Below are 24,362 nucleotides of genomic sequence, written 5' to 3' on the forward strand. Positions count from 1 at the left end.
TTTGGGTATTTAAATATGAAAACTAACCGCCCTGAGTGGCAGTGATAATTAAAACTGAATCTTTGTCTCTGAGAAATGTTTCTGGCCAGGCGGCCAGTGGAATAATACGATTGTTGAGCGCTACAGCAATCCCTTTTTTCTTTCCGGGTAATTCCATAGCCAGTAATGCTTCCAGATTTTCGGGAAGTACATCAAATGTTTTTCGGGTGTGGTTGATGATAAGTTCCATTCCTAATAATTTTAAATACACTTTAGGAATGGCTATGATTGTACAATAGAATGTACAGCAAAGTCATCTACTTTTCCCTACGCTGGTATGATCCAGATCAGGTTCAAAGGGTAAAGTCTCAGTCTGTAAACACAGACACCCCTAAAGTATGGGACGAAGTTAGGTATTTTTTGAGAATGGACAAAATTTTTGTAGTGATGGAAGCGGGATGATGGAAGCATGAAGTTTAAAATGGTGAAAACATTTTTATTATAGATTCAAGATGGCTTCGGATTAGGGGAATTAGTATAAACACTGGAAGAAAGGAGTTAGAAAATCCTTTCGGTTTAACTACTAATGACTAATGATACAATTATTTTTTTAATTTAAAAAAGATAAAAATTGTCCTTGCGGCCTTTATTATTTCAAGCTCCCCGCTTCCAGCTTCACGCCATGATTAAGCCCAATATTTATCCCGAACAGACTTTCTTTTTTATTCTTCACATGCTCTCCATACAGGATCATTTTGTGGTACAGGAGCTACGATTTCAATTTTTTCTTTAGTAACGGGATGAATAAATTCCAGTTTTCTTGCATGAAGATTGATTCCTCCATCCGGATTGGAACGTGGTGATCCATATTTTAAGTCTCCTTTAATCGGAACCCCTGTTTTAGATAACTGAGCACGAATCTGGTGATGTCTTCCGGTTTCAAGGTCAACTTCCAAAAGCAGGTAATTATCCAGGGCTTTGATTACATGGTATGTCAGAATTGCTTCTTTTGCCCCTTCTGTAGCTTTGGGAAAAACAATCGCTTTATTATTCTTTTCGTTTTTCTTTAAGTAATGAACCAACCTTTGACTTTGCGGAATCATTTCTTTTGCTACCACAGCCCAATACGTCTTTTTAATCTCACGGTTTTTCACCATCTGGGTCAGCCGGGAAAGCGCTTTGGATGTTTTAGCATAAATCACCAGACCCGAAGTAGGACGGTCTATACGATGAACCAGGCCGAGAAAAACATTTCCCGGCTTAGCATCTCTTATTTTTATATAATTTTTTATAGTTTCTAATAGCGATTCATCGCCGGTTTTATCACCTTGTACAAGCTGACCGACTTTTTTGTTGACTACCAGAAGATGGTTGTCTTCATAGACAATTTGTTCCTTCATTTTATCCGTTTATCTTCTTCTGTTCGTTAATGAAAGGATAATCCCGGCAAGAAGCCCGATGGTTTTCAGGCTGGATAATCCTGAACTTTCAGGAAGAAATGCTCCTATCACGCATATCGCTGCTGCAGAATACATGGCATAAACAAAATTTTTATTGATAAGCAGGGGGGCCTGGATAAAAAAGCTTGCTCCAATTAGTACATAAAAGACTTTTCTGGAAAGAAGATGATTGATTTCAGGAGAAAATAAATTAAACCATCCTATAGCAAGACAAACCAATGCTGCAATAGATAATATTCCCTGAATAGATTGTTGTTGATTTTGCATTAATTAGTAGCTTTCGTTTTCATTTGGAAATTCCACATTTTTTACATCTTTCACATATTGAGATACAGCTCCTGTAATTTCTGTATAAAGGTCAAGATACCTTCTTAAGAATTTAGGACTGAAGCCTTTATTCATCCCTACCATATCATGATATACAAGCACCTGTCCGTCGCAGTGAGATCCGGCACCAATCCCGATGGTTGGGATGGAAATGCTTTCCGTTACTTTCTTAGCCAGTTCAGCCGGAATTTTCTCCAAAACAATAGAAAAGCACCCTAATTCTTCCAAAAGCTGCGCATCGGCAACCAGTTTTTCTGCTTCCGCTTCTTCTTTTGCCCTTACTTTATAGGTCCCGAATTTGTAAATTGACTGGGGAGTTAATCCCAAATGTCCCATTACAGGAATTCCGGCATTGATAATCTTTTTAATAGATTTTGAAATCTCTTTTCCTCCTTCAATTTTTACGGCATGGGCACCTCCCTCTTTCATCATTCTTACTGCAGATTCCAAAGCTTTTTCGGGGTTGCTCTGATAAGTTCCGAATGGCAGGTCTGCTACCACCAAAGCTCTGTCGGTACCTCTTACCACACTTTGAGCATGATAGATCATCTGATCTAATGTGATGGGCAATGTAGTTTCAAAACCAGCCATTACATTTGCTGCAGAATCACCAATTAAAATAGCATCTACTCCTCCTGCATCTACCATCTTTGCCGTGGTAAAATCGTAAGCGGTAAGCATTGTTATTTTTTCCTTGTCGAATTTCATTTTACGCAAGGTTTCAGTCGTAACTTTTTTAATTTCAGAGTGAACAGACATAATTTATCTATTTTTAAAAGTTAAAAAGTCGGCCTTGAGCCGACTTAAGTTTTGTATAATTTTTATAAAACTACGTGACCGAGTTTCATGAGTTTGTCGTGATTGAGAATTTTAATATTTCTTCCATCCACTTCAATCAGGTTATCCTGTTTAAATTCGGAGATCAAACGGATGGCACTTTCTGTAGCAGTACCGATAATGTTGGCAATTTCTTCCCTTGTTAAGGAGATTTTAATAAATCCTTCGGGATCTACTCCTAATTTCTGTTCCAGGAGCAATAAAATTTCCGCTAATCTTTCTCTTACTGTTTTCTGTGCAAGGAAGGTAATGGTATTGGAGGATTCTCCAAGTTCATAAGAAATTTTCTGAAGCATTACGAAAGACAGCTGCGGATCTACTTCCAGCAGATACATAAAAATATCTGCAGGTAAGAATACACATTCAATGTCTGTCATCGCTTCGGCTTTTGCCTGGAAGTTTTCCCCGCAAAGCAGGGAACGATAGCCGATGATATCTCCTTCTTTGATAAATCTTAAAATCTGGTCTTTCCCGAACGCCCCGGATTTAGAAAGTTTGGCAGCACCTTTCTCCAGAACAAATACTCCTTTGGGAGTTTCTCCGTCCTCAAAGATGGTATCATGTTTCTGAAAACTCAGTTTCTTTTTGCCATTAATGTATTTTTCAAAATCTGCGCTAGAAAGTCTTTCCTTAAATGATTTATCATTAAAAACTCTGGCGAACCTCTCTTCAATTGCTATCTGTTGTTCCTGCGGCATTTTATATGATATTTATCACAAAAATAGAACTTTTTAACTCGATAAACAAAAAAAATTGTTATAATTTTGTACTTCAATATTTTAGGGTGGTGAGCGAGAACTGTTTTCATTGTGGTCAAGGTATAGAAAAGGAAAGAATTTTGTTTGATGAAAAGACTTTCTGCTGCAACGGCTGTAAGTCTGTTTATGAGATTCTGAATACAAATAATTTAAGCAATTTCTACGAACTGAATAAGGGAGCCGGAATCCGGCCAAGTGATGACAGCTCCGGGCAGTTTGACTACCTGGATACCCCCGAAATTTTTGAGAAAATAACAGACTTCTCGGAAGGAAACACCAGTCTTGTCACATTTAAAATCCCTGTAATCCATTGTTCTTCATGCATCTGGCTTTTGGAAAGCCTTCATACACTGAACAAACATATCAAATATTCCCAGGTCAATTTCACCAGAAAGACCTTACAGATTTCTTTCAATCATAACGATTTAAAATTAAGCGAATTAGCTAATTTCCTAACGAATTTAGGATACAAACCGGTGATCAGCCTTGAAACCGCTGAAAAAAATGTGGATCATCTTGACAAATCTCTTCTTGTAAAGTTTGCCATTGCAGGATTTGCTTTCGGTAATGGGATGTTCCTTGCTTTTCCTGAATATGTGGGCGGAGAAGACTACTGGATGGAACATTATAAAGGCCTTTTCAGGGTGCTGATGTTTTTACTGGCATGTCCTGTTGTGTTTTATTCCGCCTCAGATTACTATAAATCTGCATGGTACGGTTTAAAAAACAAGATTGTGAATATTGATGTTCCTATCGTATTGGGAATCTTTGTCCTTTTCGGAAGGAGTATTTATGAAGTGGCAACCGATTATGGCCCCGGATATTTCGATACCCTTTGTGGCCTTTTATTCTTTATGCTGATGGGTAAACTCTTCCAGAAAAGAACCTACAGCGCTCTTTCTTATGACAGAGATTATAAATCCTTCTACCCCATTGCTGTAACAAAGGTAGACTTTGACGGAAAACAGGAAAACATCCTTCTTTCAGAGATAAAGGTAGGAGACAGGATTTTAGTTAGAAACCAGGAAATCATCCCGGTAGATGCGATTCTGATCAATGGGCAAGGAAATATCGACAATAGCTTTATCACCGGAGAAAGTGAAAGCATCAGCAAACAGCCGGGAGACAAAATTTTCGCCGGAGGTAAACAAATAGGTTCTTCTTTAGAGCTGGAAGTTATTAAAGATGTTGACCAGAGTTACCTTACCCAGCTCTGGAATAAGGAAGCCTTTAAAAAGCATGAAACAGGACTCGATACATTAACCAACAGTATCAGTAAATACTTCACCTTCATTATTTTAGGTATCGCATTAATTTCAGGGATTTACTGGGCATTTATCGATCTTGAAAAAATGTTCCAGGTTATTTCCGCTATTCTGATTATTGCCTGCCCATGTGCTCTTGCCCTGTCTGCACCATTCACTTTCGGGCATATTATGAGGATTTTAGGGCGAAATAAATTTTATGTAAAGGACACTTTAACAATAGAAAAAATTGCAAAACTGGATACTATTGTTTTTGATAAGACAGGGACTATTACGCACAGAAAAAAATCAAACATCAGGTATGAAGGTACCGAGATTAAGGAATTTGATTTATTGAATATTAAGACTTTACTGAAAAATTCAAACCACCCTCTTTCAAAATCCCTATACGAGTTTATTGAGGTAAATGATGACTACTTCCCTGTTGAAAAGTTTGAAGAAATCTCCGGAAAAGGATACGAAGCCCATATCAGGGGGAACATTTACAAAATAGGTTCCGCCCGTTACAACAATCAGGAGCCTAAAAACCTGGAAACAGCCGTATACATTAGCAAAAACAACCAGTTTTTGGGTAAATTCATTTTTAAAAATGAATACCGTCCGAAGCTGAAAGACCTGTTTAAAAAGCTTACTCCATACAAAATATTCATTCTGAGCGGGGACAATTCCTCCGAAGAAAGCCAGCTGAAAGAGCTTATTCCTAATTACCAGGGAATGGCTTTTAATCAAAGCCCGGAAGACAAATTGAACTATATCAAAAACCTTCAGGATCAGCATATGAAAGTAGCAATGCTTGGTGATGGTCTTAATGATGCCGGGGCATTGAAGCAGAGTAACGTAGGAATCGCTATTGCTGATGACACCAACAGCTTTACTCCTTCTTCCGATGTTATTATGAACGGTGAAAAAGTTGTTAGCCTGGATAACTACCTGAACGTCTGCAAAGGCTCTATAACAATTGTGAAAATGACATTCATAATTAGTTTTTTATACAATATTGTCGGGTTAAGTTACGCAGTCACAGGACATATGCATCCGCTTTTCGCTGCTATCATCATGCCAATCAGCTCGATTACGGTGGTTACCTTTACGACACTTTCAACCTGGATTTTAGGTCGGAAATATTTTAAAAAACAGGCCTGAAAGCCCTTATTTAGACTGATTTTAAATTAGCTGAAATCGGCATTTCGTGATGAATGTCATTATTTTTCACTAAATTTGAACCCCGAAAATAGGTTAATTTTGTTGTCCAATGGATATTCTATATTTAATGATCGTCTGCAGTGTTTCTTTGGCTGCGATCTTCCTGGTCGTATTTATAGTGTATGCCAAAAAAGGGCAGTTTGAAGATGATGAATCTCCGGCTGTCAGAATCCTTTTCGATGATGAAACTATCAAAGAAAATGATGAAACTGGCAACAAAGATAAAGACGAAAAAGAAATAGGAGAAAATAATAAAAATTGAGAAAAATAGTGAATAGTTGATATGGAAACACAAAAGTTTAGTTATGACAACAGTATTGTCCGTGCGTTCCTCTATGCGACCATCATCTTTGGTTTCATAGGATTTACGTTCGGGCTTACGGCGGCATTAATGCTTTTCTACCCTGAATTACCTGAATTCTTATTCGGTACAGATGATACAACCATCAGAAGTTTATCATCAGGTAATATTCAAGGGTTAATAAACACTCATGGTGCATTTGGTTTTGGTAGAATCAGAATGTTGCACACCAATACCGTAATCTTTGCATTTGTATGTAATATCGTATATGTTGGGGTATACTACTCCACACAAAGATTATTAAAAACAAGAATGTATAGTGATACATTATCTTGGATTCATTTCTGGACTTGGCAGTTTATGATTGTTGCTACGTTCATTACGTTCTTTATGGGAATCAATACTTCAAAAGAATATGCTGAACATGAATGGCCGATCGATATATTAATCGCTATTTCTTGGATTATTTTCGGGGTGAATATGATCATGACTATTGCAAAAAGAAGGGTAAGACACCTTTATGTAGCTATTTGGTTCTATTTAGGAACCTGGGTGGCAGTAGCAATGCTTCATATTTTCAACAACCTTGAAGTTCCATTATCTTTCTCAGGCTGGAAATCTTATTCTGCATATGCAGGAGCAAAAGACGCTATCGTACAATGGTGGTATGGTCACAATGCGGTAGCATTCGTATTGACAACTCCGGTTCTGGGTTTAATGTATTACTTCTTACCAAAAGCTGCAGACAGACCGGTTTTCTCATATAAACTGTCTATTATTCACTTTTGGTCACTTATCTTCGTATATATCTGGGCGGGACCTCACCACCTTCAGTATACCGCTCTTCCGGCATGGGCACAGGCAGTAGGAACAGGTTTCTCTATTATGCTTATCGCACCATCCTGGGGAGGAATGTTAAATGGTCTTCTTACGTTAAGAGGAGCCTGGGATAAAGTAAGAGAAAATCCTATCCTGAAGTTCTTCGTGGTAGCTGTTACCTGTTATGGTATGGCAACATTTGAAGGGCCATTATTGGCAACTAAAAACATCAACAAAATTGGTCACTTTACAGACTGGGTTATCGGTCACGTACACTTAGGAGCTCTTGGATGGAATGGTTTCATGGCCTTCGGAGTTATTTATTACCTGGTACCAATTATGTGGAGAACAAAACTTTGGTCTGTAAAATTAGCTAACTGGCATTTCTGGTTAGGTACTTTAGGAATCATTTTCTATGCAGTGCCAATGTATATTTCCGGATTCACACAAGGATTAATGTGGAAACAGTTCAACCCGGACGGAACCTTATTATGGAAAAACTGGCTGGATACAGTAACGGCTATTATTCCTTACTTTAAAATGAGATTCGTAGGAGGTTTATTCTATATTTCCGGAGCGATCCTGATGATTGTTAACGTTATTGCTACGGTAAGAAAAGGATCATTCCAGAAAGAAGTTCCTGCTGAAGCACCTGCGCTGGCAAATATCGGAAACAAACGTAAAGAAGGAGAAGGATTCCACCTTTGGCTGGAAAGAATGCCGATGCTTTTAACAGTATTGTCATTATTCACGATCTCAATCGGAAGTATGGTAGAAATTATTCCTACACTGTCCCTTAAAAAAAGTGTACCTACCATTTCAGCAGTGAAGCCTTATTCTCCGCTTGAGTTAGAAGGTAGAGATATCTATATCCGTGAAGGATGTAACGCATGTCACTCTCAGATGATCAGACCGTTCAGAGATGAGATCGTAAGATTCAACGGTAAAAACGGACAATACTCCAAAGCTGGAGAATTCGTATACGACAGACCATTCTTATGGGGTTCCAAGAGAACAGGACCGGATTTGCATAGAGAAGGAGGTAAAAATCCAAGTTCTTGGCATTACAAACACATGTATAACCCAAGATCTACTTCTGCAGGTTCCATCATGCCTCGCTACCCTTGGTTAATCGCTAATAACTTAGACAGGTCTAAAATGGTAGACAAAATGAAGCTGATGAAGAATACATTTGATGTACCTTATACTAAGGCACAGATTGATTCTGCAGATAAATGGGCAGACAACCAGTCGGCAAAAATTGTAAAAGATATCTTCTCTGAAGCAAATGACCTGAAAGAGGCTTATGCTAAGAGACCTCAGGGAGAATTAGAGAAAAAAGAAATCGTAGCACTTATTTCTTATCTTCAGAGACTGGGAACTGATATCAAAACAACGGAAATCAAAACAGCAAGTAATAACTAAAAAACATTAAAAGGTTCATATGATTCCTCAGAACTTTAAAGATATATTATCCAATACAGAAAACGCTGGTTTCTACCAGACGCTGGCTCTGATTTTCTTTATGCTGTTCTTCGTTGCTTTGATAATCTATGTTTTTAGCAAGCCTAAAAAATATTACAAAGAGGAAGAAGAAGCACCTCTTGGGGATGATGAAGATGACGATTTTAATTTAAAAAATTAGACTATTTTATGAAACAAAGAACACCTGTTGTCGTAAACATCTTAATAATAATCGGACTTTTAATCGTTTTTTATTATTTGTTCGTACAAAGTTATGCGTTCCTGGGTTCGCCATACTTCTGGGGAACTGTGGTGATCGCTGGTATCCTGGCTTATATTCACAATGCTATTGGAGATTTGATTGAAAACAATAAATTCAAAAAATTATCTCCTGAAGAAAAAGCGGCTTATCTGGCTGAAAAGAAAATTCCTTTTTTCAAAAGAATGTATGCTGCAGCATTCAAAAAGCAATCTGATACTGAAGAAAAAGATATCCTTATCGACCATGGTTTCGATGGAATCATGGAATTGGATAACCAATTACCAAAATGGTGGGTAGGTTTATTCTATTTTGGGACTGCTTTTTGTATTGTATACATCGCAGCTTACGCTTTCACAGATTTCGCACACCCGCTAAGCGAATATGAGAAAGAATATAAAGAACAGATGGCAAGCATAGCAATATATGAAGCAAGCCAGCCTCCTGTAACCATTGAAACAGCAAAATATTCAGCGGATAATATTGCAGAAGGTAAAGAATTATTCAAAACAAACTGTGCATCTTGTCACAAAGAAGACGGTAGTGGAGGTATCGGACCAAACCTTACTGATAACTACTGGATCAACCAGCCGGAAAAGACGTTATTTAAAAACGTATTCCATATGGACTGGAACGGTTCCCCTACCAACCCTGCGATGAGAGCATTCGGTAAAAACGGAGAAGTTTCCGGTGCTGAAATTGAAAAGATTGCAGCCTATGTATATCACATCAACCAGGAACTTCCACCAGTAACTCCGGCTCAGGGAGGAGCTGCTCCTCAAGGAACTGAAGCACACTGGGAAAAAGAGTAATTAAAAAATTAGAAACATATGAAAAAAACATAATTTGTTATTAGATCAAAAATAGTAACGAATTATGTTTTTTCTTTTTTTAAAACATATTACAACATGTCAGACATAGAAGAAATAGAAGTACGAGGCGGACAGGGACAGGTTCTGGACCCTGAAACTTACAGGGATTCTATAGGCACGATGGACCAATCCGGTAAAAGGAAATGGGTATTCCCAAGAAAACCTAAAGGAAAATACACCAACTATAGAAATCTTGTAAGCTATGCATTATTAATCATTTATTTTACATTACCGTTCATCAAAGTCAATGGTAACCCATTGCTGATGTTCAACGTAATAGACAGGGAGTTTTTTATTTTCGGACAACCTTTCTATCCACAAGACTTTTTTATCCTGACTTTAGGTGCTATTGCATCCTTGATCTTTATTATTGTTTTTACGATTGCATTCGGAAGAATTTTCTGCGGGTGGATATGCCCTCAGACAATTTTTATGGAATCGATTTTCCGTAAAATCGAATATCTGATCGAAGGGGACCGAAACAAGCAGATGAAGCTGGACAGACAGGAGTGGAACAGTGAGAAAATCTGGAAAAGGAGTTTGAAATGGTCTGTTTATATCGTTATCTCTCTGATCATCACTCACTTCATGTTCATGTATATCGTAGGGTATGAAGAGGTATTAAGAATCGTATCTGAAGGGCCTTTTGCCCATCCTACCAATTTTATAGTGATGATCCTGCTTACCGCTGCATTTTATTTTGTATTTGCATGGTTCAGAGAGCAGGTATGTACATTAGTTTGTCCTTACGGAAGACTTCAGGGAGTCCTGATTGATAAAGATACAATCAATGTTTTCTATGATTTCAAAAGAGGGGAAAACAGATCAAAATGGAGAAAAGGTGAAGACAGGAAAGCTGCTGGTAAAGGAGACTGTATTGACTGTCACCAGTGCGTCGTGGTATGTCCTACCGGAATTGATATCAGGGACGGGCAACAGCTGGAATGCATCAACTGTACAGCCTGCATAGATGCCTGTGATGAAGTGATGGACAAAGTAGGTCTTCCAAAAGGATTGATCCGATATGCTTCTGAAAACGAAATTGAAAAGCAGACTCCGTTTAAGTTTACAGGAAGAATGAAAGGGTTCACAGTGTTTCTTCTCCTTCTGGTAGGATTCCTGGGCTATCTTCTTTACAGCCGTGGTGAAATGGAGGCTAAATTCATCAAGCCTGCCGGAAGCACATTCTTTGTAAGAGACGGTAAGATAACCAATACGTATAATTATACTTTCCTTAATAAGACCAATGATAAAAAAATCGTTACGATCAAAGTCATTGATCCTGCTCATGGAGAGATCACTTATAGTGCTTCAAGCAAAATTCAGGTAGACAGAGATAAAATTTCAAAAGGAACAATCAATATCAGCTTCCCTGAAGATGAAATGAAACTTTCCAAGCAGAATATCACGATTGGCGTTTACGATATGAAGGGCAAACTTATAGATTCTTATCAGACCTATTTCGAAGGGCCGTTCAAACTACAATTTTAATTTTAAAAAAGAAATCTCCGTGGTCACCATCACGGAGGTTTTAAACCATAAATAAAATCAGGAAGAAATGAAGAACTTTAGTTGGGGACACGGTGTTGTAATTGCGTTGTTTGCATTCATCGCTTTTATATTATCCATGATGTTTCTTTTCCCGAACGGGCAGAAGAATTCTGAAATGGTAACAGATAATTATTATGAAGAGGAGCTGAAGTACCAGGATGTCATTGATGCCAAAAAAAGGGCGGACGATCTGCAGGAAAAACCTGTATACAATCAGGACAGCAGGGGAATTACAATTACTTTTCCAAAAGATTATAATAACTCAAATACTACAGTAAAGTTTGTTTTAAACAGGACTGACGACCAGAATTTAGATATTAAAAAGTCTGTACAGCTTGACGCCAACCAGTCTTTCACCATTCCGGCACAAGTATTGAAAATGGGAAATTATACATTAAGACTGAACTGGACAAAAGACAAAACAGACTACAGAATGGATTATGACCTGATATGGAAATAGGACTTGTAATATCAGCAATAGCCTTAGGCTTTGCTTCCGGTTTTCATTGTATCGGAATGTGCGGGCCTATTGCCTTATCGATGGGACTAACCAAAAAACAGGCGGCTAATTTCTATCTTCAGAATCTCACCTATCAATTCGGAAGGATTTTCACTTATTCTTTACTGGGTGCCCTTCTGGGTATTGTAGGCCAGGGTTTTGAGATGGCTGGTTTTCAGAAATACCTTACTATTACAGCAGGTATATTATTGATTGTCATGGCTGTATTCTCATTTGGCGGAAAAGATTTTGCTTCGAAAATTCCTTTCCTTTCCAGATTTTTATATTCTGTGAAGTCCAATTTAGGAAGGCTCCTTCAGAAAGCAGATTACCGTTCACGATTTACTACGGGGATTCTTAACGGATTCCTGCCATGCGGAATGGTTTATATGGCCCTTACGGCCAGTCTCGCAGGTGGAGGAATATGGCAGGGAGCTTTATATATGGCCTTATTCGGATTGGGAACCCTTCCATTTATGTTTGCCATTGTTTTGGCCGGAAACCTTATGAATCAGGCTTTCAGGATAAAAGTTTTAAAAGCAGTTCCTGTTATTATGATCATTTTAGGAGGGCTATTTATTCTCAGAGGCTTAGAATTGGGAATACCTTACGTTTCTCCAAAAGCTGAGGCCATGACTATTTCTAAAGATCATAACGAAGCGGTTAATTGCCATTAATCAGAGCTTATACTCTCATGAAGAAAACCTTTGTTTTATTTCTGATAAGCATGTTGATGCTTTAATCATGTAATGTCAACTCTGAGATATCTATCACAAGGATGCTGCTATTACTTCGGTTACCGATATTGATAACAGGGCATTTATGACAGAAATGAAAGCAATGACGCCGGACTCGTTAAAACAGGATGAGTTTGCAGAAATGGAAAAGCTTTCCACTGCCTGGACAAGTATATATGAATTGGAAAAAAAGGAAGAGAGCTAAAAACCCAGAATCCCGATTCCATTAAAATCATAAAGAAGATTTTTATGAAATCCGGAAAGGAAAACAATAAAGCGGTTGGCTTTGCTTTTAAACTGGAACATTTCACTTCCGATGATTATCAGGTCCTGAAAAGCTTCACAAAAAACGAAAAACTGCCACTGGACCAGAATATCTTTAATAACTGGAACGGGAAAACCCTGATGATCAATACGGAAAATTTCAACCTTAAAAATCTGGAAGAAGCACTTCGTACGAAAAGCTCAAAAGAAGAGGCAGAAAAGATGGAAGGAATGATGACCATGTTTTTTAAAAAGATTGAAACTCTGAAATTTGAAAACAAAATCAAATCTGTTACGTGCACAATTGGCTAAGTCAGATAGATGATTATTCGGTAAAAATAGAATATGATCTGAAAGCTTTATATGATAAAGAAGCAGTATTTGAGAATCCTGATAAAGAAATTACTATCGTGACTGAATAAAAAGTAACTTATTCTTATTTCATAAAAAAGAGGTTGAACACGTGTACAACCTCTTTTTATTTTTTAGATCAGATTTAGTTAATTAAATCAAATCTTGCATATTCTGCAACTTTCTTAGGAAGCTTAATACCTTCCGCAGTCTGATTATTCTCAAGCAAAGCTGCCATAATTCTTGGTAAAGCCATTGCGGATCCGTTTAGGGTATGAACCAACTGAGACTTACCGTCTGCTTTGTAACGGCACTTTAATCTGTTTGCCTGGAATGTTTCAAAGTTAGAAACAGAACTTACTTCCAGCCACATTTCCTGTGCTGCACTCCATACCTCAAAGTCATACGTCATTGCAGATGCAAAGCCTGTATCTCCACCACAAAGTCTTAATACTCTGAATGGAAGTTCAAGATCTGTAAGGATCTCTTTGATATGCTCTACCATTTCTTCCAAAACAGCATAAGAATTTTCAGGTTTTTCAATTCTTACAATTTCTACTTTTTCAAACTGGTGAAGACGGTTCAGTCCTCTTACATGTGCCCCGTAGCTTCCTGCTTCTCTTCTGTAACATTGAGAAAAAGCCGTATTTTTAATTGGAAGGTCTTTTTCGTCCAACAACACATCACGGTAAAGGTTCGTCACAGGAACCTCCGCTGTTGGAATCAGGTACAATTTATCTTCGTTGATATAGTACATTTGTCCTTCTTTATCCGGTAACTGCCCTGTTCCAAAACCAGAGGCTTCATTCACTACATGAGGAGGGTTCACTTCTGTATACCCTTTCTCTACGTTTTTATCAAGGAAATACTGAACCAAAGCTCTCTGTAATCTCGCTCCTTTTCCTAAGTACACCGGGAAGCCTGCTCCTGCAATTTTTACTCCTAATTCAAAATCAATAAGGTTATACTTCTTTGCCAGTTCCCAATGCGGAATGGCACCTTCACCAAGTCCTTCTACCGGGTGTGACTGGAAAATAATTTCATTGTCATCAGCAGATGCACCGCTTTTTACCAATTCGTTAGGAATATTCGGGATCTGGTACAGAATTTCCAGTAAGGCCTTTTCCTGTACTTCCAGCTGGGATTTCAATTCTGAACTCGACTCTTTGTACTGTGCTGTTTTAGATTTTGCAGATTCCGCCTCTTCTTTCTTTCCTTCTTTCATTAAAAGTCCGATTTCCTTGGAAATTTTATTGATCTCGGAAAGCTGGGAATCTAATTCAAACTGGATTCTTTTTCTTTCTTCGTCAGCAGCGATAGCCTCGTCTACCAACTCAAGATTCTTGAATTGTCTTTTTTTAAGACCTTCTAAAACGCGTTCCTTATTGTCGCGTAAAAAATTGACTTGTAACATTTTATTGAGATGTTAAATATTAGAAAGTTAGTTTTTATATACACTAACGATTGTACAAATTTAAAAAATTATTTTTCGATAATTACGGTATTGATCGAATTGGGAGCATCAGCACTTTTTGAAAATACTTCCTTGCTGTTATAAAGAACCTTCGAGACCTGAAATAAGGTAGGACTCATACGATATTGAATTTCCAGGGTATCAACAATCGTATCCGTCACATTATTTACAGTAGTTCTAAGGGCCAATGTCATTTTGGAATGAAAAGATGTTCCTGTTCCCGGGCTGGCAGGACTTACAGAGTCTAACCTTCTTCTTTTGGCTCCGGCAATATATTCCATATAAAACAGGGAATCCGAAGTCATTCTAAGGGGAACATTCACCGGGGAAACATCTCTGTTTCCAAACATATCATTTACAGAAAATCCACTGTATGATCCTGCTTTTTTACTGTTCAACAGATCCGGATTAGTATTACTTTTCATATAGATATTCAGGATCTGATCAATTCTTTGCAAAGATTCATCGTCACTTTTACAGCTTAAAAGTGCACATCCTAATATCAGTATTCCAAAAACAATATTTCTCATTCACAGCAAAGATAAAATATTAATCTTTAGGCGCCTTCTTTATTTTTCAAAATATTTCTGATACCATAGCTCAAAAGTAACCAGTTGCCATATTTTTACCCAATCATACTCATTTTCGAGATGATTCCACCATTCATCCATTACTTCCGGCTTGAAAAATTCCCGTTTTTTTAAACTTTCCAAGGCTTCAGTAATGAAGGCCTGCATCTTTTTTTCATTTTTAATAAAATAATTGAGCGGAAAAGAAAATCCTCTTTTGGACATCTTTAAAATTCCGGAAGGAAGATATTTTTCAGCCACTTTCCGGAGTAAGGGCTTGTTCTGAACTCCATTGAACCTAAAGGTTTCGGGTAAAGAAGCGACGTAGTCTATTAAATCATTACTCAGATAAGGATAACGAAATTCCACTCCATATTTCATCGCGCTCAGATCATCCCGGAAAACATGGTGAGAAGACAGGGAATATTTCATATCATATTCAAAATATCCTTTATAATCCTTGGAATCCGAAAGGTGATATCCTGAAAGGTCAGTATTTATTTTTTGAAAGATATCATCACTGATAATACGCTTTACCTCACCGGGTGTCATACTTACCTGGCTTTGACGGAAAAAATCAAACATATCATCCTGGGAAAAATAATTTTTCACCCTTGCAGAGAATGAATCATTGGTAAAAATCAAATGCCTTATTGCGTTAAAGTTCCTCATGAAAAGCCACTTTTTAAGCTTCATTGTGTGGGAATAGCCTGCAAAAAGTTCATCGGCACCGTTGCCACTGAGAACGACCTTAAATCCTTTCTCATGAGCATATTTTGCAGCATTAATCAAAACTTCAAGGCTGCTGTAAGGTTCTTCAAAGTGTTGTATATTCTCTTTAAGTTCTTCTAAAACTTCTTCATCATTTACGTGGGAGATATCATGGGAAACTCCAAAATGAGATGCTGCCAGAGAAGCATTCTCTACTTCTTCTTCAGAAAAAGCATAAGAAACAGTATAAGTATTTATATTGCCGTTAAACGGTTTTGATTTGGAAGCAATCAAAGTGGAATCTATTCCTCCACTCATCATAACAGCAACCGGAACATCAGCATATAGCTGCTCTGAGATGCTTTCAGATAATAATTCATCTATTTCTTTAACTGCCTCAGCCTCAATAATCTTTTCATCCGTTTTTAGAGACAGATTCCAGAATTTTTCATTGGTTATAGTCTGGTTTGTTAGGTCTACAATCATTAACGAAGCCGGTTCCAGGGAAAAAATATTGTTAAAACAGGTCTCCGGAGCCAAAGTGGTCTGAAAAAGGAAATTGGTATACACTCCATTCCAGTTAATTTCAGCCTTTACCAATTCATTCTTTAACAAACCTTTTATTTCTGAAGCCCAGACCAGCCCCTGCCCGCTTCGGTGATAGAATAGAGGTTTCATTCCTACCCTGTCTCTTCCCAGAATAATTTTCTGCCGGGCAAGATCTGCAATACAAATGGCAAACATTCCATCCAGCCTGGCAAACATTGAGTTTCCCCATTCCTGATACGATTTCAGGATAACTTCAGTATCAGAAGAACTCCTGAACAAGTGGCCCAGTTTTTCAAGCTCCCGCTTTATTTTTTTAAAATTGTAAATTTCTCCATTGAAAGTGATGATAACCTGTTCATCCTCAGAAAGCATAGGCTGATGCCCTCTTTCAGAAAGATCTATGATAGAAAGCCTGCGAAACCCTAATGCAATCTCTGAATATTCATCTTTTAAAAGCGGAAACTGCACTTTTACCGGTTCTGTAGAATCATCTCCTGAAAAAGATTGACTCTTTTTTTTATCTTTCTCATATAGCCAGAATCCTTCATCATCCGGACCACGATGTCTGATCGCCTGATTCATTTCCACAATATTTTTAGAGGAAATACTTTTATGAAATGAATAATATCCGCTGATTCCGCACATAGTAAGACTTAATAGGTTTGTAAAAATAAGGAAATGACTTGGTTCATAAAGACCTTAAGGAGTTATTTCCGAAGGAATTTTTCTTGTAAAATCCTAATTTCTTCTTTTGTGATCATATAGTCTTTCCATTGAAATTCAACTGAACGATAAAACTTCCGGAATAGAAATGCTGCTGAAATCAGATAGGAAATCGTTGTGGCAAAGCAGGCTCCCCAAATTCCCCATTCAGGAATCGCTACCCCCGACAAGCCAATAGTCGCCAGCAACCCTGCAATGGATTTGATATTCAATATCTTCAGTTCTTTAATCCCAGAAAAATAATATCCCACCATATCACTTACGGCAATGGCAAAAATCCCGGGTGATAAAAAAAGCATAATAAGTTTTGTATCCCTGAATTCTTTTCCAAAGATCAACTCATAAACCTGTGAAGGAATCATAATAATTCCTGCTATAAACACCAGCATTAAGAGAAAGGTTAATTTAAGCGAAGATTTTGTTTTCAGCACAGATTCTTCTCTGCTTTTACTATTGACAACATCAGAATACAGAACGACAGCTATACTGCGTGTAATAGTCCATATGGCCTCCGAGAAGGTAACCCCGATAGAAAAAATTCCCACGCTCGAAATACCATCAAAATATTCCAGGAAATAAAAGGAAAGCCTGTAATTAAGGAACTGGATAAAAGCGCTCAGCTGAGTTTTCCAGCCATACTCAAACATATCCCTGGCTACTACCCCTGAAAATGATATTGCTGAAATTTTACATTTCCTGATAATCTGAAAGAAACTGGTAAAAAATAATAGGGCAAGACATCCAATCTGCGCCATAAAATAAACAGAAACATCCTTTTGGTTAAAAACATAAACAAGAATACCGATGAATATAAGGTGTACCAGCTGCTGCAGAACAGTATAAATATTAAACCTTTTAATGTTCTGAGTCCCGATGAACAGATTAATATTGGTAGATAATAAGGACGAAAAAACCGAAATCCCGATAAGATAGATAAGATATTCACTTTGAATGGAGGCAAAACTGAATAAAAAAGGGATCAAAATACCGATCAGCAGAGACCATACATAAGCGTATAATAAAACCTGCTCTATTTTAAACCTTGAAGCAAAATAAGAAGTACTGCTCCCGGAAAATATACTGCTAAAAAAACTTACTGCCGCCACGTTGGCAATCACGATAGAAATAGTACCCTTTCCTTCACTGCCCCACATATTGGTAGAATAAATCACCAGTCCGAAACTCAGGATAAGAATCAGAAAACGGGAGATAAAAGTTTTAATGACAGACAGCTGCATGGGATCAGTTTTTATCTATGGACCTTTTTACAAAATCAACAAAGGAATCACTTATCATTTTCCAATTGTATCTGTTCATAAACTCTTTTCTTGCATTGGATGCATGTATATCATATAATTCCGGATTTTCAATATAACTGATGATAATATCAGAGATTTGTCCAGCATTTCCCGGATCTACAAGATGCCCGAAGGTGAGGCTTCCCATATGTTCCCGGATGCCTTTTAAATTGGAATAAATAACCGGTTTCCCCGCTCCCATAAAATAAAACAGCTTTATAGGAAGTGAATGGTGATTTTCAAAATTAAATTCCCGCAGATCAAAACAAATATCTGCTTTGGCAAACGTTTCTGTAAAATGTTCAAAGGGAACCGGTTTTACTATTTCAATGCCCTCAAAAGCATATTGTGAAAGTAATTTGGAGAAATACAATTCATCACTTTCTTTCCGTGTGGCTCCTACCAGTAAGATTGTAAGATTAAGCCCGGGAAGTTTCTTCCGGACATTATCTACTGCTTTGAAAAAATTTCCGATCCCTTTATCTTCAGAAATCATGCCCGTATAGCAAAGTGTGAGGGTATCAGGCTGTAATGTTTTTATACTTTCCTTAATATAACCAGGGTCCGGATAATAAGGCAATATCATCTGTTTTTTAAACCAAAACAAATAGGCTAAAGGAAACTTTTTTGTGGTTTCGCCAAAAATAAAATGAGTACTTAAAAATCCTGCATACAGCTGGATCAGGAAGAATTTTACGGCATGGAATAGTTTAGACGGATAGGGATACACTTCTAACATCGACATTGCTGGATACCATTCGGTAACGTCATAGATACAGCTTACTTTCCTTTCTTTTACATACCTTTTTACCGCTACTACTGCTAAAGGTTCGGAGCAGATAATAGTATCAGGTTCAAATAAATAGCATACCTTCCGGAACGTCTCCATTTTTGTTTCTATGCTTTCACTCAAAACAGAATAGGCTTCCACTTCAATCCCTTCAATAACCCCCTTATAATCTGCATATAAGCTACAAATCTTAACTTCGAACCCCTGAGCTCTGAGGGTCTTCGCCTGATGATAGAAGATCCTGTCGTCATCATAGCTGTGGGAAGTGGTTAAGAAAAGTATTTTAGGCATTAATTTTTTCTGAGGTTCCTACAAAGATACATTAAAACAAAAAAGTGGAAAACACGTTCCACTTTATGATGTATAGCAATCCCTGACGGAGTTTACTTATTTTATTGAAGCTGCCCAGCTCTTCTCTAATGGAAGAAGAAAGTGGCTTAAAAAGTCCAGATAGGTATTTTTTGAAAAATCAAACACCTGGATATCTTCTGAAAGCTCTCCATTTCTAAGTTTGCTTTTAAAGTCCATCAGTTTCAGTGTTTTCACTTCTCCGTTCTCCACAAAGCTGGCTTTCATCCTGTCAAAAAGTCCTAATTGATATTCTTCGTCAATTTCCCTCATCACTTTCCCTAAGGCGTCAATACTACACCCTGAGGCCATCTCTTTTTCTTCATCCACGCATACCACTATAAATTGATTTTTTTCAATTTTAAAAGAAGAAGAAAGTGGTTTTCCGTGCGCAGCCCACGTAGCCAGGAAGTCAAATAATTTCTCAGTAATGGCTTTTGCCTCTTTTGTTTCAAAAGGCCTTGATGCCGGATATATAATAACCCGGTAATCATTGGTTTCTACTATATTAGATTCTTCGATTTTCATAAAACAAATATTTTATAAGGTCATGATAGTCAACTATCTTCATCTATTTGATCATTCAGAATTTTAATAGTGTGTTTTCGTGTCCTTTCAGTTCAAAGAACAAAATTACGTAATTTTCGTGAGTTTAAGATTATTGTATTTTTGACTTAACACATACAACATCATGATGAAAAGCGGAAAAATAAACGGAAAGAAAAAACGTAATGCCGCCGACTGTGGGAAGAAAAAGAATTTAATGTATACATTTACCAGAAACAGGACCGAAATAAGTCTTACCCAGACGTCTTTTGATTTCCAGAAAATTACTGTTATCATGATGGCAACAGAAAGGGTTACTTTTTTAAAATAAATAATTTTGATGTATATAACCTGTAAATAAGCGTATAGGGTTAAATTCACCGGCTGTGTGGAAATGATAGGCCTCCTGTCTATAAATGAATCATAAAAAAGATCTGTCCAGCCCGGATAGTGATAAAACTTCATGATGAATATATACATCAACAGAATGACAACACCTTGTATGACTAGTGAAAAATCAATAGTCTTTTCATTAAAATAATTTAATAGGAATACAGCTCCAAGGTAAGACAGTGTAAAGGTGGCATAGTCAGGCCGTATAAAAGTAATCCCTAAAAGGAGTAAAAATATTGTCCATTTACTCCAGTTTTTTAGTAAACCTATCACGAAGATGAGGATAAACTGGAAAATGAACATATCCGGAGTGGAAACCCTGGCCATATAAGTCATTGGAGGTAACAGCATCGATGCTATTGTCAGCAGAACCGCAAGTCCATATTTTTCGGGAAACAGGATTTTTAAGATATAAAAGATCAGTAATCCTGAAAAAAAATAGGAGATAAGGCTTACACCCAATACCGACATGGGTGGTGTAAGTCCCAGCTTAAAAAAAAGTGCAATGACAAGAATATAGCCTATTTTTATTTGAAAGTAAGGCAGTTGTTCTGTAAAAGACTGAGTATTCTGAGCAAAATACTGCCTCGGAATATCCCAGGGTTTTGTTCCGATAAGGTCTGTATAATGATCTGAAGGGGCCTCTTCTTTTATGGTTGAATATGTAATTTCCCGCACTTTATCGGGTGAATCAGGGAATTCCCATGTATATACGCTCCCCAGATATCCCGGCATATCCCAATCATAGACCCTGTTGTTATAATTCCAATACGTAAGAAAAGCAAGTACGGCGATTATAAACAGGAAGGACATCCTCCATTTTACCTTCATAGAACAAAAATATTACAAGTCTTCTGCTTCAGCAAGAAGTTCAACAATATCTTTTACGGCAACCTCAGTATTTCTGTTAAAGTGCTTCACGCCATCCGTCATCATGGTATTGCAGAAAGGACAGCCTGTAGCAATCACTTTAGGTTCAACAGATAAAGCTTCCTCAGTTCTTTCGATATTGATATCTTTATTTCCTTTTTCGGGTTCTTTGAACATCTGTGCACCTCCTGCTCCGCAGCAAAGACCATTTGTCCTGCAACGCTTCATTTCAACAAGCTCAGCATCCAGTTTTTCAAGTAAAACCCTTGGTGCTTCATATTCATCATTACCACGTCCCAAATAACATGGATCATGAAAGGTAATTTTCTTTCCTTTGAAAGCTCCGCCTTCAATCTTCAGCCTTCCTTCTTCCATTAATGATTTAAGGAACTGGGTATGGTGCACTACATCGAAATGCCCTCCCAGGCTTGGGTATTCATTTTTAAGGGTATTGAAACAGTGCGGACATGCCGTTACAATTTTCTTTACCTCATAGGCATTCAGAACTTCAATGTTCGTAAGCGCCATCATCTGGAAAACAAATTCATTTCCGGCTCTTTTTGCAGGATCTCCGGTACAGCTTTCTTCCTGTCCCAGGACCGCAAATTCAACCCCTATTTTATTTAATATTTTGCAAAATGCCTTTGTAATTTTTTTCGCACGGTCATCAAAACTTCCGGCACATCCAACCCAGAATAAGACTTCCGGAGATTTTCCTTCGGCAGCATATTCTGCCATTGTTTTTATATTGAAATCCATTTCTTCAAAATTAAATAATGTAACAATCTAGCAATATATCAATGTCCCAATTTGAAATTGTTACATTGGTACATGTATTAATCATTTGCCCAGTTCAAACGGTCTGCTTGATTATATTGCCAAGGAGCGGCATTGTTTTCCACATTCGTCATCATCAGATTCAGTTCCTGCGGAGCAGCAGACTGTTCCATTACCAGGAATCTTCTCATCTCAAAAATGATAGAGAGTGGATCAAGCAGCACAGGGCAGGCTTCCGTACAGGCATTACACGTAGTACAAGCCCAAAGTTCTTCTTTTGTAATATAATCGTTTAACAGTTTTTTGCCGTCATCAACAAATTTCCCATTTTTATCAATATTTCTGCCCACTTCTTCAAGCCTGTCTCTGGTTTTCATCAGAATCAATCTCGGAGAAAGCTTCTTACCTGTAATATTGGCAGGGCATACGGAGGTACATCGTCCACATTCTGTACAGGAATAGGCATTCAGTAATTGTACCTGGTTCAGATCAAATACATCTTCCGCACCAAATTTAGAGGGAGCAGCATCACCTTCTCCTTCTGCCGGAGCTGCATAAGGGTCTGCATTGGGATCCATCATCAATTTAATTTCCTTGGTCACAGAATCAAGATTATTGAATTTGCCTTTTTTATCAAGATTGGCGTACCATGTGCTTGGGAAAGCAAGGATAATATGAAGGTGTTTGGAATAATAAAGATAATTCATGAAGAAAAGGATTCCTACAAAATGGAACCACCAGGCTCCTTTTTCGGTAAAGTGTAAAAACCCGTCACTGAAATTACTGAACAAAGGTCCTAAAACAGTAGAGCTGATAGGAAAGCTTCCAAGCTCCGGTAATACGTTTCTTTGTTGTAAAACCCAGTCTGCGGCATTCATTTTGAAAAACGCCATCATTAGGGCAAATTCTATAATAAGAATCCAGTTTGCATCATGTTTCGGCCATCCGAACAGCTCTTTCATGGTTAATCTTTTAACCCCGTAAAAGTTTCTTCTGATGAAAAATATAACAACCCCGATGACTACAAGAAGTGCCAGGATTTCTAATGTTGCCGTAAAGAAGCTGTAGAAGCTGTTCCCAAAAACAGAGGCCAGAAAACGGTGAGTTCCGAAAATTCCGTCTACAATGATTTCAACAAGCTCTATGTTAATAATGATAAAACCTACGTACACAAAAACGTGAAGTATTCCGGCAACAGGACGTTTTACCATTTTGCTTTGTCCCATCGCCACTCTCGCCATGGTACTCCAGCGTTCGGATTTTCTGTCATTTCTGTTGATTTCATGGCCCAGCCTGATATTTCTGTATATCTTTTGGAGGCTTTTGGCAAATAAACCAAATCCGGCTACTAATAAAATCAGGAAAATAATGTTATCGATGTACTCCATAGGGCATATTAGTCTTTATTATTCTTACCAAAAACAGAGAAATTGATATATCTCTTAGGGTGCGCTTTCATATCTTCAATCAGTGAATTCAAATTGGAAGAAGCAGAATTCAGGTTATTATAAAGTTGTTCATCCTTCATCAGTTTACCTAAGCTTCCTTCTCCTTTATCTATTCCGCCAATTACCTGGTTCAGCCTTCCTACTGTGGCATCCAGGTTCGCGATAGCAGCATTCAACTGTTTGGTATCAATACTTTGAGCAAGATTACCATATTTATCCAGGGTTACCTTTCCGCTCTGCATTGTAAGACTTGCATCATCCAATACTTTCTGAAGTTTAGGATCATTATGCCCTACCAGGTTGTTTACACTGGCTGCAGTAGTTTGTAATGCTCCTACCGTTTTGTTAAGGTTTGACAATAAAGCTTTGATTTCAGCCCTATTCTGTGCATCCACGATCTGATTGGCATTGGCCATCAAAGAGTCTACTCTGTGCAGCACTACCTGGAGCTGATCTTTTACAGGACCTACCTGTGATGAAAGGCTTCCCAGGGTTCCCAGTTTGAAAGCTCCCTGTAATGTATCTCCATCTTTTGCAGTAGCTCCGCCATAGACAAGATTTACTCTCATTTCCTTACCGGACATTAATCCCGGTTCAAAGATTTCCAGAGTAGAGTTTTTGGAAAATTCAAATTTGTTATCAACCGTAACTTTTACCACAAAACTGATCTTACCGTCTTTAGAGGTTTTAGGAATAATTTTATCCACCTGCCCTACTTTCAGACCATTAATAGATACTGCGGAAGACTGTGCCAGACCTTCTACATTATCGTATTTTGCGTAAAATATATTATCGGTAGTAAAAAGGCTTTTCCCTTTCATAAATTGAAACAACACCACAAAGCCTACGACAGCCAGAAGTGCAATCACACCAGCTTTTAATTCTTTACTGAACTTCACTTGCTAATTTTTTTCTAATAA

At 37.7% G+C, this 24,362-nt stretch carries 25 protein-coding genes and 1 riboswitch; of the genes, 10 read left to right on the top strand and 15 right to left on the bottom strand.

Features of this window, described 5'->3' with window-relative positions; genetic code table 11:
- Nucleotides 1-22: 22 nt before the first annotated feature.
- From thiS to OK18_RS06500, 5 genes are all read right to left on the bottom strand, one after another.
- Entirely contained in the window at nt 23-229 is a 207-nt protein-coding gene (gene thiS / locus OK18_RS06480) for a sulfur carrier protein ThiS (RefSeq protein WP_053327495.1), read from the bottom strand.
- A 57-nt stretch (nt 230-286) separates the two neighbouring features.
- Nucleotides 287-382: riboswitch (TPP riboswitch) on the bottom strand.
- A gap of 319 nt (nt 383-701) precedes the next feature.
- Nucleotides 702-1,379, bottom strand: coding sequence for an RluA family pseudouridine synthase (locus tag OK18_RS06485; RefSeq protein WP_053327496.1), 678 nt, complete (start codon nt 1,377-1,379; stop codon nt 702-704).
- Between the two features lie 9 nt (nt 1,380-1,388).
- Nucleotides 1,389-1,706 (bottom strand): hypothetical protein, encoded by a 318-nt coding sequence (locus tag OK18_RS06490; protein ID WP_053327497.1) that lies wholly within the window; start codon nt 1,704-1,706, stop codon nt 1,389-1,391.
- Nucleotides 1,707-1,709: 3 nt separating this feature from the next.
- On the bottom strand, nt 1,710-2,525 hold the full coding sequence (panB, locus tag OK18_RS06495; protein WP_050019784.1) for a 3-methyl-2-oxobutanoate hydroxymethyltransferase: 816 nt from the start codon (nt 2,523-2,525) through the stop codon (nt 1,710-1,712).
- Nucleotides 2,526-2,587: 62 nt separating this feature from the next.
- Nucleotides 2,588-3,301, bottom strand: a complete 714-nt coding sequence (locus OK18_RS06500; RefSeq protein ID WP_050019785.1) for a Crp/Fnr family transcriptional regulator — start codon at nt 3,299-3,301, stop codon at nt 2,588-2,590.
- A gap of 89 nt (nt 3,302-3,390) precedes the next feature.
- Here OK18_RS06500 and OK18_RS06505 point away from each other — a divergent pair, with 89 nt between their 5' ends.
- The 10 genes from OK18_RS06505 to OK18_RS21845 all read left to right on the top strand — a co-directional run bounded on the left by OK18_RS06505 (nt 3,391) and on the right by OK18_RS21845 (nt 13,017).
- A complete protein-coding gene (locus OK18_RS06505) occupies nt 3,391-5,769 on the top strand; it encodes a heavy metal translocating P-type ATPase (protein WP_053329306.1) in 2,379 nt (792 codons plus the stop codon).
- Between the two features lie 109 nt (nt 5,770-5,878).
- Nucleotides 5,879-6,091: a cbb3-type cytochrome oxidase assembly protein CcoS gene (ccoS, locus tag OK18_RS06510; RefSeq protein ID WP_050019786.1), complete on the top strand. Its 213-nt coding sequence runs from the start codon at nt 5,879-5,881 to the stop codon at nt 6,089-6,091.
- Between the two features lie 21 nt (nt 6,092-6,112).
- Nucleotides 6,113-8,374 carry a cytochrome-c oxidase, cbb3-type subunit I gene (gene ccoN, locus OK18_RS06515; RefSeq protein ID WP_050019787.1) on the top strand — a complete coding sequence of 754 codons (2,262 nt, stop codon included), beginning with the start codon at nt 6,113-6,115 and terminating at the stop codon, nt 8,372-8,374.
- A gap of 19 nt (nt 8,375-8,393) precedes the next feature.
- The gene (locus OK18_RS06520; protein WP_027373015.1) at nt 8,394-8,594 is read left to right on the top strand and encodes a cbb3-type cytochrome oxidase subunit 3; all 201 of its coding nucleotides are present in this window, start codon (nt 8,394-8,396) and stop codon (nt 8,592-8,594) included.
- Nucleotides 8,595-8,602: 8 nt separating this feature from the next.
- Nucleotides 8,603-9,484, top strand: a complete 882-nt coding sequence (locus OK18_RS06525; protein ID WP_050019788.1) for a cbb3-type cytochrome c oxidase N-terminal domain-containing protein — start codon at nt 8,603-8,605, stop codon at nt 9,482-9,484.
- A gap of 96 nt (nt 9,485-9,580) precedes the next feature.
- The gene (gene ccoG / locus OK18_RS06530) at nt 9,581-11,035 is read left to right on the top strand and encodes a cytochrome c oxidase accessory protein CcoG (protein ID WP_053327498.1); all 1,455 of its coding nucleotides are present in this window, start codon (nt 9,581-9,583) and stop codon (nt 11,033-11,035) included.
- A gap of 67 nt (nt 11,036-11,102) precedes the next feature.
- Nucleotides 11,103-11,555 carry a FixH family protein gene (locus tag OK18_RS06535; RefSeq protein ID WP_050019789.1) on the top strand — a complete coding sequence of 151 codons (453 nt, stop codon included), beginning with the start codon at nt 11,103-11,105 and terminating at the stop codon, nt 11,553-11,555.
- Nucleotides 11,546-12,271, top strand: a complete 726-nt coding sequence (locus tag OK18_RS06540; RefSeq protein WP_050019790.1) for a sulfite exporter TauE/SafE family protein — start codon at nt 11,546-11,548, stop codon at nt 12,269-12,271. Before OK18_RS06535 ends, OK18_RS06540 begins: the two co-directional genes overlap by 10 nt.
- A gap of 309 nt (nt 12,272-12,580) precedes the next feature.
- Complete coding sequence (locus OK18_RS21680) at nt 12,581-12,907, top strand: hypothetical protein (RefSeq protein ID WP_228377704.1); 327 nt, start codon at nt 12,581-12,583, stop codon at nt 12,905-12,907.
- Nucleotides 12,892-13,017: a hypothetical protein gene (locus tag OK18_RS21845; RefSeq protein ID WP_262483474.1), complete on the top strand. Its 126-nt coding sequence runs from the start codon at nt 12,892-12,894 to the stop codon at nt 13,015-13,017. Before OK18_RS21680 ends, OK18_RS21845 begins: the two co-directional genes overlap by 16 nt.
- 74 nt (nt 13,018-13,091) lie before the next feature.
- Here the strand turns inward: OK18_RS21845 and serS are convergent, their stop codons facing one another.
- From serS to OK18_RS06595, 10 genes are all read right to left on the bottom strand, one after another.
- Nucleotides 13,092-14,360 (bottom strand): serine--tRNA ligase, encoded by a 1,269-nt coding sequence (serS, locus tag OK18_RS06550; protein ID WP_053327499.1) that lies wholly within the window; start codon nt 14,358-14,360, stop codon nt 13,092-13,094.
- Nucleotides 14,361-14,428: 68 nt separating this feature from the next.
- Nucleotides 14,429-14,950: a hypothetical protein gene (locus OK18_RS06555; protein WP_053327500.1), complete on the bottom strand. Its 522-nt coding sequence runs from the start codon at nt 14,948-14,950 to the stop codon at nt 14,429-14,431.
- 39 nt (nt 14,951-14,989) lie between these two features.
- On the bottom strand, nt 14,990-16,894 hold the full coding sequence (gene asnB / locus OK18_RS06560) for an asparagine synthase (glutamine-hydrolyzing) (RefSeq protein ID WP_053327501.1): 1,905 nt from the start codon (nt 16,892-16,894) through the stop codon (nt 14,990-14,992).
- A gap of 62 nt (nt 16,895-16,956) precedes the next feature.
- On the bottom strand, nt 16,957-18,210 hold the full coding sequence (locus OK18_RS06565) for an MATE family efflux transporter (protein ID WP_053327502.1): 1,254 nt from the start codon (nt 18,208-18,210) through the stop codon (nt 16,957-16,959).
- A 4-nt stretch (nt 18,211-18,214) separates the two neighbouring features.
- Nucleotides 18,215-19,351, bottom strand: coding sequence for a glycosyltransferase (locus OK18_RS06570; RefSeq protein ID WP_050019793.1), 1,137 nt, complete (start codon nt 19,349-19,351; stop codon nt 18,215-18,217).
- A gap of 96 nt (nt 19,352-19,447) precedes the next feature.
- Nucleotides 19,448-19,936, bottom strand: coding sequence for a hypothetical protein (locus OK18_RS06575; protein ID WP_050019794.1), 489 nt, complete (start codon nt 19,934-19,936; stop codon nt 19,448-19,450).
- Nucleotides 19,937-20,041: 105 nt separating this feature from the next.
- Complete coding sequence (locus OK18_RS06580) at nt 20,042-21,178, bottom strand: hypothetical protein (RefSeq protein ID WP_053327503.1); 1,137 nt, start codon at nt 21,176-21,178, stop codon at nt 20,042-20,044.
- 12 nt (nt 21,179-21,190) lie between these two features.
- Nucleotides 21,191-21,976, bottom strand: coding sequence for a (Fe-S)-binding protein (locus tag OK18_RS06585; RefSeq protein WP_053327504.1), 786 nt, complete (start codon nt 21,974-21,976; stop codon nt 21,191-21,193).
- A 77-nt stretch (nt 21,977-22,053) separates the two neighbouring features.
- Nucleotides 22,054-23,382, bottom strand: a complete 1,329-nt coding sequence (locus OK18_RS06590) for a (Fe-S)-binding protein (protein WP_053327505.1) — start codon at nt 23,380-23,382, stop codon at nt 22,054-22,056.
- Nucleotides 23,383-23,390: 8 nt separating this feature from the next.
- On the bottom strand, nt 23,391-24,341 hold the full coding sequence (locus tag OK18_RS06595; protein ID WP_050019797.1) for an MlaD family protein: 951 nt from the start codon (nt 24,339-24,341) through the stop codon (nt 23,391-23,393).
- Nucleotides 24,342-24,362 lie beyond the last annotated feature (21 nt).

Source organism: Chryseobacterium gallinarum (genome assembly GCF_001021975.1).
Taxonomy (GTDB): Bacteria; Bacteroidota; Bacteroidia; order Flavobacteriales; family Weeksellaceae; genus Chryseobacterium; species Chryseobacterium gallinarum.

What these genes read in the sequence shown, in the direction of transcription:
- ccoN (WP_050019787.1), top strand. Translation starts at nt 6,113, where the DNA reads ATGGAAACACAAAAGTTTAGTTATGACAACAGTATTGTCCGTGCGTTC.
- ccoG (WP_053327498.1), top strand. Translation starts at nt 9,581, where the DNA reads ATGTCAGACATAGAAGAAATAGAAGTACGAGGCGGACAGGGACAGGTT.
- OK18_RS06485 (WP_053327496.1), bottom strand. Translation starts at nt 1,379, where the DNA reads ATGAAGGAACAAATTGTCTATGAAGACAACCATCTTCTGGTAGTCAAC.
- OK18_RS06555 (WP_053327500.1), bottom strand. Translation starts at nt 14,950, where the DNA reads ATGAGAAATATTGTTTTTGGAATACTGATATTAGGATGTGCACTTTTA.
- OK18_RS06565 (WP_053327502.1), bottom strand. Translation starts at nt 18,210, where the DNA reads ATGCAGCTGTCTGTCATTAAAACTTTTATCTCCCGTTTTCTGATTCTT.
- panB (WP_050019784.1), bottom strand. Translation starts at nt 2,525, where the DNA reads ATGTCTGTTCACTCTGAAATTAAAAAAGTTACGACTGAAACCTTGCGT.
- OK18_RS06575 (WP_050019794.1), bottom strand. Translation starts at nt 19,936, where the DNA reads ATGAAAATCGAAGAATCTAATATAGTAGAAACCAATGATTACCGGGTT.
- OK18_RS06520 (WP_027373015.1), top strand. Translation starts at nt 8,394, where the DNA reads ATGATTCCTCAGAACTTTAAAGATATATTATCCAATACAGAAAACGCT.
- OK18_RS06590 (WP_053327505.1), bottom strand. Translation starts at nt 23,382, where the DNA reads ATGGAGTACATCGATAACATTATTTTCCTGATTTTATTAGTAGCCGGA.
- ccoS (WP_050019786.1), top strand. Translation starts at nt 5,879, where the DNA reads ATGGATATTCTATATTTAATGATCGTCTGCAGTGTTTCTTTGGCTGCG.
- OK18_RS06535 (WP_050019789.1), top strand. Translation starts at nt 11,103, where the DNA reads ATGAAGAACTTTAGTTGGGGACACGGTGTTGTAATTGCGTTGTTTGCA.
- OK18_RS21680 (WP_228377704.1), top strand. Translation starts at nt 12,581, where the DNA reads ATGAAATCCGGAAAGGAAAACAATAAAGCGGTTGGCTTTGCTTTTAAA.
- OK18_RS06540 (WP_050019790.1), top strand. Translation starts at nt 11,546, where the DNA reads ATGGAAATAGGACTTGTAATATCAGCAATAGCCTTAGGCTTTGCTTCC.
- thiS (WP_053327495.1), bottom strand. Translation starts at nt 229, where the DNA reads ATGGAACTTATCATCAACCACACCCGAAAAACATTTGATGTACTTCCC.
- OK18_RS06500 (WP_050019785.1), bottom strand. Translation starts at nt 3,301, where the DNA reads ATGCCGCAGGAACAACAGATAGCAATTGAAGAGAGGTTCGCCAGAGTT.
- OK18_RS06580 (WP_053327503.1), bottom strand. Translation starts at nt 21,178, where the DNA reads ATGAAGGTAAAATGGAGGATGTCCTTCCTGTTTATAATCGCCGTACTT.
- serS (WP_053327499.1), bottom strand. Translation starts at nt 14,360, where the DNA reads ATGTTACAAGTCAATTTTTTACGCGACAATAAGGAACGCGTTTTAGAA.
- OK18_RS06570 (WP_050019793.1), bottom strand. Translation starts at nt 19,351, where the DNA reads ATGCCTAAAATACTTTTCTTAACCACTTCCCACAGCTATGATGACGAC.
- asnB (WP_053327501.1), bottom strand. Translation starts at nt 16,894, where the DNA reads ATGTGCGGAATCAGCGGATATTATTCATTTCATAAAAGTATTTCCTCT.
- OK18_RS06585 (WP_053327504.1), bottom strand. Translation starts at nt 21,976, where the DNA reads ATGGATTTCAATATAAAAACAATGGCAGAATATGCTGCCGAAGGAAAA.
- OK18_RS06490 (WP_053327497.1), bottom strand. Translation starts at nt 1,706, where the DNA reads ATGCAAAATCAACAACAATCTATTCAGGGAATATTATCTATTGCAGCA.
- OK18_RS06525 (WP_050019788.1), top strand. Translation starts at nt 8,603, where the DNA reads ATGAAACAAAGAACACCTGTTGTCGTAAACATCTTAATAATAATCGGA.